The following is a 13617-nucleotide window of genomic DNA, read 5'->3' on the forward strand; positions in this document are numbered from 1 at the left end:
TCGCCCCGCTATTGGTCGAAGGCGATATGGACCCTGGGTGACTCCGGGAGGGTTTGGCAGGCAAGGGTCAGGCCGAGCGCGATCTCGTCATCGATGAGCGCCTCGCACTGCCGCATTCGGGTGCGGCCTTGCTTCACCGAGCAGACGCAGGTGCCGCAGGCGGATTCGCGGCAGACGTAGGGCGCGTCGATCCCGTTGTCCAGCAGCACATCCAGCAGGGGAGTGTGCTTGGGCCAGTTCAGGATGTGGGTTGCGCCATCGATCTCTACTTCGGCGATGGCGACATCTGTTGCGGCTGGCGGTATTTCGCTGACGCGGGGAGGTTCATCGAACGGGTTCGACCGCAGAGATCGGTACTCCTCGGTGTGTATACGAGTCGCCGGTACGTGCAACGCCGCGGCCGCTGCGCCCACGGCAGTCATGAATCCGGCGGGCCCGCAACGAAACCAGTCACGATTCGAGTGCGGCCGTACGAGTTCGGCAACCGCCTTGGCGGTGGGTAGCCCGCGCTCCGATTCCAGCCAGTGCACTACGCGTAAACGGCCGGGGTAGCGGCTCGCCAACTTGTCGAGCGCGTCGGCGAAGATCACCGACTGCCGATTCCGATTGGCATAAAGCACAACAATATTTCCGCTGCCGCCGACCAACATGGACTTGATGATCGACATGACCGGTGTGATGCCGCTGCCCGCCGCGCACAGCAGGACATCGGCGTCCAGGTCGCGCGGGCCGAACGAACCGGACGGCTCCAGCACCGTGATCAGGTCACCCACGGCGACGGTGTCGCAGAGGAGGTTCGAGGCATAGCCGCCCGGTATCCGCTTGACGGTCACGGCGATCCGGTCGTCACAGTGCGGGCTGCTGCACAACGAATAGCACCGCGCCACCGAGCCGCTGCGCTCGCTGGGCACCCGCAGGGTGAGGAACTGACCGGGGCGGTAGCGGAAGCGTTCGCTCAGCTCGTCGGGTACCTCGAAGATCAGGGTGCGGGCATCGGCCGTCTCCTCGACGACCGCACCGACCTTCAAAACATGTCCGCGCACACCGTTGTCCGCGTTCATCGTGCTACCTCGACACCTCGAGCGGCGGTGAAAGGGGCTGGGCTACCGGCGTCGCGGCGGCCGGATCGATCAGCTGCAGCACGCGCCGTCCGATCCGTTCGAGCCGTTGCAGATCCAACGGTTGGGTCAACCGCCGGTTCACCCCCGGCGCGATGCGCAGCATGAAGTACCCCAGCCACGCCTCGGCGCGCACCGGCACGACCGCGAGGTCATAGCGCACCGCCCGTTGGGCAGCCCGCGCGACCAGATCCGGACTCAACGGCGAGAACGGCAATTTCGCGGCCGCGTCCTGTACGCGCCGGGTCAGTTCCTTGCCGCGCTCGATCAGGTCCTGATCCACCCCAACGGTGACCGCGTGCTCGCCGATATTGGTGTTGATCACACCGGGACAGATCGCGCTGACCCCGATGCCCTTGGGCCCGAACTCGAGTCGCAGACACTCGGTGAGCATCTTCACCCCGGCCTTGGACACCGAGTACGCCGACATCACCGGCGTCGGCGTGAACGCGGCAGCCGATGCGATGTTCACGATGTGCCCGCGCTTGTGGTTGTCGATCATCTGCTGCCCGAAGACACGGCAGCCGTGCACCACCCCGAGCAGGTTCACGCCGAGTTGACGATCCCAGTCGGCGGGCGAGAGGTCCACGAACGCGCCGCTGACCAGCATGCCCGCATTGTTGACCAGGACGTCCGGCACGCCGTGGTCGGCTAGCACGTCCCGGGCGAACGTCTCCCACGCGGCCGGATCGGTGACGTCGAGGCGGGCCGCCGAGGCCCGCAGGCCGCGTGCACGAATCATCGCCTCGGTCGCCAGGGCCGAGTCCAGGTCGAGGTCGGAGACCACGACATGTGCGCCCGCCCTGGCGAATCGGAGAGCGATGGCCCGGCCGATGCCGCTGCCCGCGCCGGTCACCACCACCAGGTTCGGCTCGATGTTGGTGAGTTTCATACGGATTCCTCGAGGATCGCGCCGGTCCGCGGTGCGGGAACGGTATTCCGATAGTGGTAGTCGTCGAGATCGAAATGCCGGTTCTGCCAGTACATCTCGCCGTGGGTAGACGGCCGGAACGGTGAATCCCCGTGGCTGTTGACGTAGTAAGTGTTCGATCCGGTGCAGGCGTCGGTGAACAGAAAGTTCTTCTGCTGGCGGCGTAGGCATTTGGCGAAGTATCCGTCGTGCGCCTGCTTGCTGACCTCGCACTCGGTCGCGCCGCGCCGCTTGGTCTCGGCGATGGCCCGGCTCAGGTGCGCGGCGGTGGCCTCGATCATCCAGATGTAGGAGCCGAGTACGAAGCCGTAGGGTCCGGTGATGGTGAACATATTCGGGAACCCGGGCACCGAAACGCCGTGGTAGGCCTGGAACCGATGCCGGTCCCAGAACTCGCCGAGATCGAGCCCGTCGCGGCCGGTGACCGGGAAGGGCGGTATCGAATCCTTCTCCCACAGTTTGAATCCCGTGGCGCAGATCAGCACGTCGACCGGGTGCTCGACCCCGTCCTCGGTGGTGATCCCGCGCTCGCCGACGAACCCGATCGGCTCGGTGACCAGGCTGACATCCGGTCGATTGAACGTCGACAGGTAGTCGTTCGACATCGACGGCCGCTTGCAGCCCAGCCCGTAGGCCGGAATCAGCTTCTCGCGCAGTACCGGATCGTGCACCTGGCCGCGCATCCACCGCCGCGCCGGAATCTCCGCCAGCCGCCGGCCCGCGTCGGACAGCCAGGTCGGGCCGGCCACCATGCCGCCCATGCCGATCTCGGTGGCGACGGTGCCGATCAGGCGGATACCGGAACGCACCCACGGCCGTTCGAGCACCGCGCGCCCGACCCGGCCCACCGCCGCATCGGTTTTCGGGAACACCCAGATCGGTGTCCGCTGAAAGACGCTCAGGTGCGCCACCTCGTCGACGATGGCGGGCACCAGTTGCAGTGCGGTCGCGCCGGTCCCGATCACCGCGACCCGCTTGCCGGTCAGCGCGACATCGTCGTCCCACAGCGCCGTGTGCATCAGGGTGCCGCCGAAGTCGTGCAGGCCTGGAATATAGGGCATCTTCGGGCGTTCCAGCCCGCCGATCGCCATCACGACGTAGCGGGCGGTGAGCGTGCGGCCGCCGTCGGTGCCGAGCAACCAGACGCTGTCCTCGGCGTCGAACGCCGCCGAGACGATCGTCGTGTTCAGTCGCAGCTTCGGCCGGAGCCCGTACTTGTCGACCATGCTCTCGGCGTAGTCGCGCAACTCGGTGCCCGGCGCGAAGATTCGCGACCAGTCGCCGCGCTGCTCATAGGAGAAACTGTAGATGAACGACGGGATATCCACGGCGACACCGGGATAGGTGTTGGCATGCCAGGTCCCGCCGACCCGATCCCATTTGTCCACGATGACGAAGTCGTGAATACCCTTGCGTTGCAGGGCGATGGCAGCACCGATGCCGCCGAACCCCGCCCCGACCACGATCACTTCGTAATCGGGCAGCAGGGCGCTCATCGGACGCGATCCACGAGCGCGCCTTCGGCGCCGAACAATTCGTTCTGCCACTGCCGCAGCAGGGCGGCGGTGTCCACATCGTCGGGGTGGAACCCCGGCCGCAGATACACCTGGATCTCGCTGAGCAGACCGCGCACGATCGGCCCGCGCGCCAGCCGATAGGACTGCCGGGCGACGGTGACCGGCCGCCATGCGGCGGGATCGGCAACGATCGCGGCGAGCACTCCCAGCCCGACCACGGGAATCGTGAAGGCGTACAGCACCGACATGACGGCGATCCGCAGCCACTCCGGTCCGTCGACCGCGCGATAGACGTCGAAGGCCACCGACTTGTGTTCCAGCTCTTCGAGGGCGTGCCAGTTGAGCAGGTTGCGCACCTCGGGATCGCCCGCGAGCGCCTGGATTTCGCTGCTGGAGAGCACCCGCGCCGCCAGTACCGCGGTGTAGTGCTCGGCGGCGGCCGTGATGGCGAGGTGGGCGGCGGGCGGCGCCAGCCGCTCGGCCTGCTGGACGAGTCGGTGCTGCCGGCTCACCACCTGTTGCAGGGGATAGCCGAGCGCGAACAGCTGCTCGTTCAGCTTTCCGTGCTGCTGGCCGTGCACCGCCTCCTGGCCGATGAAGGCGGCGACCCGCTTCTTGAGCACCGGATCGGTGATCTGGTCGGCAAAGCGGCGCACCGATCGGATGAACGATTCCTCGCCGGGCGGAAAGACGGCCGAGAGCAGTGCGACCAGATGGCTGAGCACGATGTCGTCGCCCGCGTAGTACTTGGTCATCGGTTCCGGCTGGCCGAAGCGGAATTTCATCCGCCGCACCTTCGGGTAGCTGCCCGCGCCGGTGTGCTGCGCACTGGAAGTCATGGGAATCTCCATTGATTCGGGGTTCGGTGGGGCTACTCGAGGTGGCCGACGAGGGTGCCGTCGGTGCCGAAGAGTTCTTTCTGCCAGCGCTGCAACAACTCTCGTGAATCGATGTCGTCGGGATGGAAGCCGGGCCGCAGATACAGCACCAGCTCGCGGCCGATGCCACGGAAGACCGGCCCGCGGAAGAGCGTGAAGGCTTCTCTGGCCAGGCTCAACGGATAACGTCGCGCGTCTGGATCCCGGCCGAGCGATACGCTGAGGCCGACAGCGGTGAGCGGGAGAGTGAGCGCCACCAGGGTCGCCATGGTGAGGATGCGCATCGTCTCCGTGCCGCCGACCGCGCGGTACACGTCGAAGGCCACCGACTTGTGCTCCAGCTCCTCGAAAGCATGCCAGTTCAAAAGGTTTCGCACTTCGTCGTCGCCGGCGAGGGCCTGGATCTCAGGACTGGACAGCACGCGTTCGGCCAGCACCGCCGTGTAATGCTCGGCCGCCGCGGTGGCGGCCAGGTGCAGCCGCGCGGGGATGCGCTGTTCGAGGCGCTTCTGCCGTTCGACGGCCGCCGGTGCGTCCAGCCACTCGATGGGGTAGCCCATCTCGATCAGCTTCTCGTTGAGCCGCCGGTGTTCCTGGCCGTGCATCGCCTCTTGGCCGATGAAACCGGCGACTCGTTTCTTGAGCACCGGATCGGTGATCTCGTCGGCGAATCGGCGCACCGAGCGGATGAACGACTCCTCGCCCGGCGGGAATCCCGCGGAGAGACCGGCAATGAAGTGGCTGAACACCATGTCGCCGCCGGCGTAGTACTTCGACATGGGCACCGGCTCGCCGAAGCGGAATCTGATTCGCCTCGCTCTCGGATATCCGCTGCCCGCGCGTTCCTTGGTTCGCACACTCTGCTCGGTCATCTCGCACCTCATTGAGCTCGGTACCGTCAGTATGCGGTACTACTAGTACGATACCGTCTCAGACGGATGAGGCAATAGGCGTTTCGGATGTCGCAGGTAGAGGCAATTCCGTTGTGCCTGTTGGACTGGCGTGTCTGGTAATGCTGACCAGAGTTCGTCGGCCGACGGGCGGCGCGGCCGTCGAAGAGGTGGGGGGTTCAACCGCCGTGACTGAATGTTTGCTCAAATGTTGCGGAGTGTCGGCAGTCGAGTTAGATTCATCGCGAACGGATAGTCGTAAGTGCCCTGCCTGTTGAGTATTACCGGGAGCATCCGATGAGGAACCGACTTGTAGCTGCAACATTGCTTGTGATCGGTCGTGGCTGAGATGGCTGTGATGATCACGCCGGCCGACGACCTGCTGGCCACGAACGAGTTCCTGCACGACGGCGTGCCGGTATACGTCGCGATCGGACGACCCCAGCCCTACCCTGACCGCACCGGTTGGCGCTGCCGGGTGCGCGTCGAATGCGGGACCACGCGGCTCGAGCAGTCGCAGGTGGTCGCGCCTACCGCGCCCGAGGTCCTTCGCCTCGCCCTCGAGCTGGTCACCACGCGGCTCGGCATGACCGAAGCGGAGTTCTTCGAAGGCGCCACCATGAGCCCCGCCGCCTGACCGTCACCCCGGTGCGCGTGGCCGATTTGGTTGGGGCTCTGGTGAACACAGTGCGCCCCGAGCGGAGTGCGGGCATGCTGGAGGGGTTGGTGTAGCCGGGTAATCAGGGGTGGTGGTCGACGTGGACGATGACGCCGCGATGGATGCCTATTCGCGCACGGTGATCAGGGTCGCCGCGTCGGTCACGCCGCATGTGGCCAGTGTGCGCACCCGGCGGGGCAGCGGGTCGGCGGTGGTGTTCACCGAAGACGGCTTCCTGCTGACCAATGCGCACGTCATCGGGTCGGCCAGCGGCGGCGAGGTGGTGTTCGCCGACGGGGTGGAGGCCAAGTTCGAGGTCGTCGGCATCGATCCGCTCTCCGACCTGGCCGTCCTGCATTCCCGCAACGGCGCGCCCGCGGCGGTGACGCTGGGCGACGCGGACGAACTCGTGGTGGGTCAGCTGGTGGTGGCCGTCGGCAGCCCGCTCGGACTCGCCGGTTCGGTCACCGCGGGGGTGGTGAGCGCGCTGGGTCGTGCCGTCCCGGTGGCCTCCCGCCGCGCAGGACGGGTCATCGAGGACGTGATCCAAACCGACGCGGCGCTCAATCCGGGCAATTCCGGTGGCGCGCTGTCGGATTCCGCGGGCCGGGTGGTCGGCATCAATACCGCCGTCGCGGGAATCGGTCTGGGCCTGGCGATTCCGATCAACGCGACTACTCGGCGCATCATCGATACCCTGCACGCCGACGGTCGAGTGCGCCGCGCGTACCTGGGCCTGGTCGGCATGCCCGCACCACTACCCGCCGCCGTCGCCGCTCGCACCGGTCAGAGTGCCGGTGTCCGCATCATGGAGGTCGTCCGCGGCGGACCGGCCGAGCAGGCCGGCCTGCGCCGCGGCGATCTGGTTCTCAGTGTCGGGCGCGCCGAAGTGCGTGACGCGCAGGGCATCCAGCGCCAGCTCTTCGCCGATGCGATCGGTGTCAAACTGCCGGTCACCGTGCTGCGCAACGGTGCCATGGTCGACATGGTCGCTGTCCCGATCGAGTTGACCGTCGACTGAGCTGATCGGCCGGGCTACTCGGCGACTGCGGCTGGTGTGGGTTCCTCGGCCGGTACGACACTCTCGTCGCTGTTCCAGCGCGCGTCGACGACCAATCCGAGCACGCCGATGGCGATCAGCACACCGGAGAACACGATCAGGGCCGGATGGGTGTTGCCGGTGAGGGCGTCGCCGAGGATGACAGTGCCGACGGTGCCGGGCAGCACGCCGAGCAGAGTGGCAACCATGTACGGCCAGAAGCGGATCGAGGACAGTCCGCAGCAGTAGTTGAGTACCGAGAACGGCACGAAGGCGATCAGGCGCAGCGAGCCGACCGCGAGCCAGCCGCGCCGCCGCAGCCGATCGTCGACGGAGCGCACGGCCGGGTGGGTGAGGCGCGAGGCGACCTGTTCGCGGTCCAAGGCGCGCACGAGCAGGACGGCGAGCGCGGCACTGACCGTGGTCGCGCCGACGGCCAGCGCGATGCCGAGCACCGGGCCGAAGAGCAATCCGGCGCTCACCGTGAACACCGTGCGCGGGATCGGCGCGACGGTCACCAGCGCGTGCACGACGAAGAACACCAACGGAAAAATCGGCCCGACCGAGCCCGCCCAGTCCTGGATCTGCTGTGGAGTCGGCAGCGGGACCAGCAGCGCGGCGACGAACAACGCGGCGATGCCGACGATCGTCGCGAGCACGCGCGGGTCACGGATCAGCCTGGTCACCGGGGCCAGGTTACCGGGTGGTAGTGGTACTGGGAGACAACGTGTCGCAGCGGTCCCGCTAGCATCAGAAGAAACGGGACGAATGCTCGTTAACCAAAGTAGTCGCTGAACTGGGCGAATGCGGCGGTTTCGGCACACACCACGGGTGCGCCTGCAGTCGAGTGGAAGAGGAAAGCAAGCTATGCCGATTGCTTCAGAGCCCGGGCCGGACGCGGCGCCCACGGGCGCGGATCCGGTTCCGCAATTCGCCGCGTGGCGCAAGGGCGTGGCCGGGGTACTGGCCAAGGTCCGGCGGGTCGAGATCGCCGACCTGCCCGCGGAACCAGAGCATCTGCTCGCGGAAACCACCTACGACGGGCTGACCATCGCCCCGCTGTACACGCGCAAGGACGAGCTGCCGGAGCAGCCGCTGCCCGGTACCTATCCGTTCGTCCGGGGTGGTGACGCCACTCGCGACGTCCACCGCGGCTGGTACGTCAGCGCGCATTTCGGCGGCGACGATGCGGCTGCGGTCAATCGGGAGATCCTGGCCGGTCTGGGCAGCGGGATCAGCGCGGTCTGGCTCGGCGTCGGCGACCGAGGCGTACCGGCGGCCGATCTGCCTACCGCCCTGTCCGGGCTGCTGTTCGACCTCGCGCCGGTGACCCTCGACGCGGGCACTGACGCGGTCGAGGCGGCGGCGCAGCTGTACACCGCGCTCGACAGCTATGACACGGCTTCCCGCAAGGACATTCACGTCTCGCTCGGTGCGGCGCCGCTCACCAGCGGGTTCGCCGGAGTCGCCGACGTGGGGCTCGCGGAGACGGTGACGTTGGCGGGGGCCGCGGTAGCGCGCGCCGAGACGGTGCGCGCGATCACCGTGGACGGCACGGTCTTCCACAATGCGGGCGCCTCCGACGCCCAGGAGCTCGGCGCCGCCGTCGCCGCCGGCCTGGCCTACCTGCGCGCCCTCACCGAGGGACTGGATATCGCGGATGCGCTGGAGCAGCTGAGCTTCCGCTTCGCGGCCACCGACGATCAGTTCGCCACGATCGCCAAGTTCCGTGCCGCACGCCAACTCTGGGCCCGGGTCGCGCATGTGTGCGGCGCACCGGATTTCGGTGGCGCGCCGCAGCACGCGGTGACCTCCGCGGCCATGATGACCCAGCGCGATCCGTGGGTGAACCTGCTGCGCACCACCCTCGCGGCGTTCGGCGCCGGGGTCGGCGGGGCGGACACGGTGACCGTGCTGCCGTTCGATGCCGCGCTGCCCGCCGGTGAGCTCGGCGTCTCGAAGTCCTTCGCGGACCGGATGGCTCGCAACACCCAGCTGCTGCTGCTCGAGGAGTCGCACCTGGGCTTCGTGCAGGATCCCGGTGCCGGCTCCTGGTATGTCGAGGACCTGACCGGCGCGCTCGCCGCCAAGGCGTGGGAGTTCATGCAGGAGATCGAGTCCGCAGGCGGTTATCTCGCCGCACTGGACAGTGGGCTCATCGCCGAGCGCATCGCCGCCACCAAGGCGGCCAGGGATACCGATGTGGCACACCGCAAGACGTCGGTCACCGGAGTGAACGAATTCCCGAACCTGGCCGAACCTCCGCTGTCCGAGGCGGCGCGTCAGGCCGATCAGGTGGCCCGCTACGGCGCCACGTTCGAGGCGCTGCGCAACCGCTCCGACGCCTATCTGGCCGCGCACGGCGCGCGGCCGAAAGCGCTGCTCGTGCCGCTGGGTTCGGTCGCCGAGCACAACGTCCGGGTGACCTTTATCGCGAATCTGCTCGCCTCCGGTGGTATCGAGTCCGTCAATCCCGGACCATTGACGGTGGACGGAATCGCCGCGGCGGCAACCGAAGCCGGTGCGCCGATCGCGGTGCTGTGTGGTTCGGACAAGCGCTACGGCGCGGAAGCCGGTGCGGCGGTGCGGCAGTTGCGTGCCGCAGGCGTGGCGACGGTGCTGCTGGCGGGTGCCGCGAAGGCGATCGCCGAGCTGGATGACGCGCAGCGTCCGGACGGATTCCTCGCGGCGAAGATCGATGCGGTCGCCGCGCTGTCCGGCCTGCTGGAGAAGGTGGGAGCCTGATGACTACTCGTGAGATCAAGCATCTGATCGGCAATTTCGCCGAGGTGCCGCTGACCGAGCGGGCACCCGAGCCCGCCGCCGTGGACGCCGCGCAGGTCGAGGCCTTCGTCCGCGAGGCGGCCGCAGCCAACCACTACGCGCCCGAGCAGCTGAAGTGGTCGACCCCCGAAGGCATCGACGTGCCACCGGTGTTCACCAAGGCCGATCGGGATGCCGTTGCGGCCGAAGGGTATCCGCTCGACAGCGTGCCCGGCGTCGCACCGTTCGTGCGTGGCCCGTACCCGACCATGTACGTCAACCAGCCGTGGACCATCCGGCAGTACGCGGGCTTCTCCACCGCCGCGGACTCGAATGCCTTCTACCGCCGCAACCTTCAGGCCGGGCAGAAGGGTCTCTCGGTCGCCTTCGACCTCGCCACGCACCGCGGTTACGACTCCGACCACCCACGGGTGCAGGGTGACGTCGGCATGGCCGGGGTCGCCATCGACTCGATTCTCGACATGCGCCAGCTGTTCGACCACATCCCGCTCGACCAGGTCAGCGTATCGATGACGATGAACGGCGCGGTCTTGCCGATCCTCGCGCTGTATGTCGTTGCGGCAGAAGAGCAGGGCGTCGCGCCGGAGCAGCTGGCCGGAACCATTCAGAACGACATTCTGAAGGAGTTCATGGTCCGTAACACCTACATCTACCCGCCGAAGCCTTCGATGCGGATCATCTCCGACATCTTCGCCTACACCAGCGCCAAGATGCCGAAGTTCAACTCGATCTCCATCTCCGGCTACCACATTCAGGAAGCGGGCGCGACCGCCGACCTGGAACTGGCCTACACCCTCGCCGACGGCGTCGAGTACATCCGGGCCGGTATCGATGCGGGGATGGAGGTGGACAAGTTCGCGCCACGGCTGTCGTTCTTCTGGGCCATCGGCATGAACTTCTTCATGGAGGTCGCCAAGCTGCGCGCCGGGCGGCTGCTGTGGAGCGAGCTGGTCGCGAAGTTCGAGCCGAAGAGCTCGAAATCGCTGTCGCTGCGCACACATTCGCAGACCTCCGGCTGGTCGCTGACCGCGCAGGACGCCTACAACAACGTCGCGCGCACCTGCATCGAGGCGATGGCGGCGACTCAGGGGCACACTCAGTCGCTGCACACGAACGCACTGGACGAGGCGCTCGCGCTGCCGACGGACTTCTCCGCCCGCATCGCCCGCAACACCCAGCTGCTCATCCAGCAGGAGTCCAACACCACCCGGCCGGTCGACCCGTGGGGCGGTTCGTACTACGTCGAGTGGCTGACCCATCAGCTGGCCAACCGGGCCCGCGCGCACATCGCCGAGGTGGAAGCGCACGGCGGCATGGCGCAGGCGATCGGTGAGGGCATCCCGAAGCTGCGCATCGAGGAGGCCGCCGCGCGCACCCAGGCGCGGATCGACACCGGCCAGCAGCCGGTGATCGGCGTGAACAAGTATCAGGCCGAAGAGGACCAGCAGGTCGAGGTACTCAAGGTCGAGAACTCCCGGGTGCGCGCCGAGCAGATCGAGAAGCTGCGGCAGCTGCGCGCCGATCGGGACGCCGGCGCGGTCGACCGCGCACTGGCCGAATTGACCCGTGCCGCAGCCTCTTCCGAGGGCGGCATGGAAAACAACCTGCTCGCCCTCGCCATCGATGCCGCCCGCGCCAAGGCCACGGTCGGCGAGATCTCCGACGCGCTGGAGAAGGTATACGGCAGGCACCAGGCCGAGATCCGTACGCTCTCCGGTGTGTACCGCGACGAGGCCGGGAAGGTCAGCAACATCACCAAGGCGAGCGATCTGGTCGAGGCCTTCGCCGAGGCGGAGGGTCGTCGCCCGCGCATCCTCGTCGCGAAGATGGGGCAGGACGGGCACGACCGCGGCCAGAAGGTGATCGCCACCGCCTTTGCCGACCTCGGCTTCGACGTCGATGTGGGCCCGCTGTTCCAGACCCCGGAAGAGGTGGCGCAGCAGGCCGCCGACAACGACGTACACGTTGTCGGTGTGTCCTCGCTCGCGGCGGGGCACCTCACGCTGGTGCCCGCCCTGCGGCAGGCGCTGGCCGAGGCGGGGCGACCCGACATCATGGTCATCGTCGGCGGCGTCATCCCGCCCGGTGACTTCGACGCGCTCTACGAAGCCGGTGCCGCGGCGATCTTCCCGCCGGGTACCGTCATCGCCGACGCGGCGATCGATCTGCTGAAGAAGCTCGCCACCGAGCTCGGCCACCCGGAGTTGTCTCCCGAAAGCGGTAGCGGCGCCGAGGATTCCGCCGCGGCCGAATGAGCGAGCGCGATCCCGCGGTTACCTCGGCCCACGGCGGCCTTCGGCCGGACTCGTCCGATGCGGGCCATCAGGGGTCGGCAACGGGTGGGCCGGACGCTCGCGAGCCGGGCTCGCGGGGGTCCGTTCGGCGCGGTCGGGCGATCGACATCGATGCGATGGCCGAGGCGGTGCGGGCGGGGGAGCGGGCCGCCCTGGCGCGGGCGATCACGCTGGTGGAGTCGACGCGCGCCGATCACCGGGATCAGGCGCAGCAGTTGCTGCTGAAGTTGACGCCGGACAAGCACAGCTCGGCCACGGCGGCGGTGTCGAATCGTGTTGGCATCACCGGTGTTCCGGGGGTCGGCAAGTCGACGTTCATCGATGCGCTCGGGATGGATCTGATCGGCAAGGGGCATCGGGTCGCGGTGCTCGCGGTCGATCCGTCGTCCACCCGGACCGGTGGTTCGATCCTGGGTGACAAGACGCGGATGGCGCGACTGTCGGTGGAGCGCAACGCCTATATCCGGCCGTCGCCGACCGCGGGCACCCTCGGCGGTGTGGCCAAGGCGACCCGGGAGACCATCGTGTTGCTCGAGGCCGCCGGGTACGACGTGATCCTGGTGGAGACGGTCGGGGTCGGTCAGTCCGAGGTGACGGTCGCCAATATGGTCGACGTCTTCTGTTTTCTGACGCTGGCCCGCACCGGTGATCAGTTGCAGGGCATCAAGAAGGGCGTGCTGGAGCTGGCCGATCTGGTCGCGGTCAACAAGGCCGACGGCAAGCACGAGATGGAAGCCAAGTCCGCTGCCCGCGAACTCGCCGGCGCGCTGCGGCTGATCCACCCGCACGACGCGCTGTGGCGGCCGCCGGTGCTCACCATGAGCGGCCTGGAAGGTATCGGGCTGGACAAGTTCTGGGACACCGTCCTCGAACACCGCCGGGTCCTCACCGACGCAGGGGAATTCGATGAGAAGCGCCGTCGCCAGCAGATCGACTGGACGTGGACCATGGTGCACGATCAGCTGCTGCGTCGCCTCGCCGACAATCCCGCGGTGAAAGCCATTCGCGCACAGGTGGAAAAGCAGGTCCGCGACGGAACCCTCACCGCCGCACTGGCCGCCGAAGAACTGCTACGCGCCTTCGACAGCCGCTGACCTGCTTCACCCGAACGGGTTGATCACCGCCGCTCCCGTCTCCTCGAAATGCTTCACGTTGCGGGTGACCACGGCTAGACCATGCGTCAGTGCGGTGGCCGCGATGAGCCCGTCCGCCATGTCGATCGAGTGAATGCTGATGCGCGCCCACGCCCGGACGATCTCGGTGGTGACGGGCAGGATGCGATCGCCGTGCCGGGTTTCGATATCGGCGATCGCTTGCTCGAAGAGCTGCGCCCGCGCTGTCCCGCCCCGATGTCGCAGCAAGGCGACGCCTCGGCGCAGCTCACCGACCGTGACGACGCTGAGCCACTGGTCGGCGTCGCGTGCCTTGCTCAACCAGTCGAGAACCGCGGGTGCAGGCTTCGGTCGCATGATTTCGGACAGCACATTGGTGTCGAGGAGGTAGCTCAC

Annotated in this window: 12 protein-coding genes; 5 read left to right on the forward strand and 7 right to left on the reverse strand. The window is 67.6% G+C overall.

The features are described from left to right. Nucleotides 1-8: 8 nt before the first annotated feature. From DMB37_RS40135 to DMB37_RS40155, 5 genes are read right to left on the reverse strand one after another with little or no spacing between them, the layout of a single operon-like run. Nucleotides 9-1061, reverse strand: coding sequence for a ferredoxin--NADP reductase (locus tag DMB37_RS40135; RefSeq protein ID WP_135237197.1), 1053 nt, complete (start codon nt 1059-1061; stop codon nt 9-11). 4 nt (nt 1062-1065) lie between these two features. Continuing rightward, on the reverse strand, nt 1066-2010 hold the full coding sequence (locus DMB37_RS40140; protein ID WP_135237198.1) for an SDR family NAD(P)-dependent oxidoreductase: 945 nt from the start codon (nt 2008-2010) through the stop codon (nt 1066-1068). Then, on the reverse strand, nt 2007-3545 hold the full coding sequence (locus DMB37_RS40145) for an NAD(P)/FAD-dependent oxidoreductase (protein ID WP_135237199.1): 1539 nt from the start codon (nt 3543-3545) through the stop codon (nt 2007-2009). The genes DMB37_RS40140 and DMB37_RS40145 overlap by 4 nt, the downstream gene beginning before the upstream one ends. Next, nucleotides 3542-4405 carry a metal-dependent hydrolase gene (locus DMB37_RS40150; RefSeq protein WP_135237200.1) on the reverse strand — a complete coding sequence of 288 codons (864 nt, stop codon included), beginning with the start codon at nt 4403-4405 and terminating at the stop codon, nt 3542-3544. Before DMB37_RS40150 ends, DMB37_RS40145 begins: the two co-directional genes overlap by 4 nt. A gap of 32 nt (nt 4406-4437) precedes the next feature. Further along, nucleotides 4438-5316 (reverse strand): metal-dependent hydrolase, encoded by an 879-nt coding sequence (locus DMB37_RS40155; RefSeq protein ID WP_135237201.1) that lies wholly within the window; start codon nt 5314-5316, stop codon nt 4438-4440. Nucleotides 5317-5683: 367 nt separating this feature from the next. On the opposite strand from DMB37_RS40155, the gene DMB37_RS40160 reads away from it, so the two are divergent. Both DMB37_RS40160 and DMB37_RS40165 read left to right on the forward strand, forming a co-directional pair. After that, nucleotides 5684-5971: a hypothetical protein gene (locus DMB37_RS40160; protein WP_228540822.1), complete on the forward strand. Its 288-nt coding sequence runs from the start codon at nt 5684-5686 to the stop codon at nt 5969-5971. A 139-nt stretch (nt 5972-6110) separates the two neighbouring features. Continuing rightward, on the forward strand, nt 6111-7013 hold the full coding sequence (locus DMB37_RS40165) for a S1C family serine protease (RefSeq protein WP_135238116.1): 903 nt from the start codon (nt 6111-6113) through the stop codon (nt 7011-7013). Nucleotides 7014-7027: 14 nt separating this feature from the next. On the opposite strand, the gene DMB37_RS40170 is transcribed toward DMB37_RS40165, so the two are convergent. Next, nucleotides 7028-7717 carry a TVP38/TMEM64 family protein gene (locus DMB37_RS40170; RefSeq protein ID WP_206055138.1) on the reverse strand — a complete coding sequence of 230 codons (690 nt, stop codon included), beginning with the start codon at nt 7715-7717 and terminating at the stop codon, nt 7028-7030. Between the two features lie 181 nt (nt 7718-7898). On the opposite strand from DMB37_RS40170, the gene DMB37_RS40175 reads away from it, so the two are divergent. The 3 genes from DMB37_RS40175 to meaB are packed head-to-tail and all read left to right on the forward strand — an operon-like array spanning nt 7899 to nt 13203. Then, a complete protein-coding gene (locus DMB37_RS40175; RefSeq protein ID WP_135237203.1) occupies nt 7899-9776 on the forward strand; it encodes a methylmalonyl-CoA mutase family protein in 1878 nt (625 codons plus the stop codon). Further along, on the forward strand, nt 9776-12070 hold the full coding sequence (gene scpA / locus DMB37_RS40180) for a methylmalonyl-CoA mutase (protein ID WP_135237204.1): 2295 nt from the start codon (nt 9776-9778) through the stop codon (nt 12068-12070). The genes DMB37_RS40175 and scpA overlap by 1 nt, the downstream gene beginning before the upstream one ends. Beyond that, nucleotides 12067-13203, forward strand: coding sequence for a methylmalonyl Co-A mutase-associated GTPase MeaB (gene meaB / locus DMB37_RS40185; RefSeq protein ID WP_255508356.1), 1137 nt, complete (start codon nt 12067-12069; stop codon nt 13201-13203). The genes scpA and meaB overlap by 4 nt, the downstream gene beginning before the upstream one ends. A 6-nt stretch (nt 13204-13209) precedes the next feature. On the opposite strand, the gene DMB37_RS40190 is transcribed toward meaB, so the two are convergent. Beyond that, the gene (locus DMB37_RS40190) at nt 13210-13617 is read right to left on the reverse strand and encodes a type II toxin-antitoxin system VapC family toxin (protein ID WP_135237205.1); all 408 of its coding nucleotides are present in this window, start codon (nt 13615-13617) and stop codon (nt 13210-13212) included.

Origin of the sequence: Nocardia sp. CS682, from assembly GCF_004634405.1 — a bacterium.
GTDB lineage: Bacteria > Actinomycetota > Actinomycetes > Mycobacteriales > Mycobacteriaceae > Nocardia > Nocardia ninae.

Coding starts and splice junctions, on each gene's coding strand:
- DMB37_RS40135 (WP_135237197.1), bottom strand. CDS start 1,061: ATGAACGCGGACAACGGTGTGCGCGGACATGTTTTGAAGGTCGGTGCG.
- DMB37_RS40160 (WP_228540822.1), top strand. CDS start 5,684: ATGGCTGTGATGATCACGCCGGCCGACGACCTGCTGGCCACGAACGAG.
- DMB37_RS40155 (WP_135237201.1), bottom strand. CDS start 5,316: ATGACCGAGCAGAGTGTGCGAACCAAGGAACGCGCGGGCAGCGGATAT.
- scpA (WP_135237204.1), top strand. CDS start 9,776: ATGACTACTCGTGAGATCAAGCATCTGATCGGCAATTTCGCCGAGGTG.
- DMB37_RS40165 (WP_135238116.1), top strand. CDS start 6,111: ATGGATGCCTATTCGCGCACGGTGATCAGGGTCGCCGCGTCGGTCACG.
- DMB37_RS40150 (WP_135237200.1), bottom strand. CDS start 4,405: ATGACTTCCAGTGCGCAGCACACCGGCGCGGGCAGCTACCCGAAGGTG.
- DMB37_RS40175 (WP_135237203.1), top strand. CDS start 7,899: ATGCCGATTGCTTCAGAGCCCGGGCCGGACGCGGCGCCCACGGGCGCG.
- DMB37_RS40140 (WP_135237198.1), bottom strand. CDS start 2,010: ATGAAACTCACCAACATCGAGCCGAACCTGGTGGTGGTGACCGGCGCG.
- meaB (WP_255508356.1), top strand. CDS start 12,067: ATGAGCGAGCGCGATCCCGCGGTTACCTCGGCCCACGGCGGCCTTCGG.
- DMB37_RS40145 (WP_135237199.1), bottom strand. CDS start 3,545: ATGAGCGCCCTGCTGCCCGATTACGAAGTGATCGTGGTCGGGGCGGGG.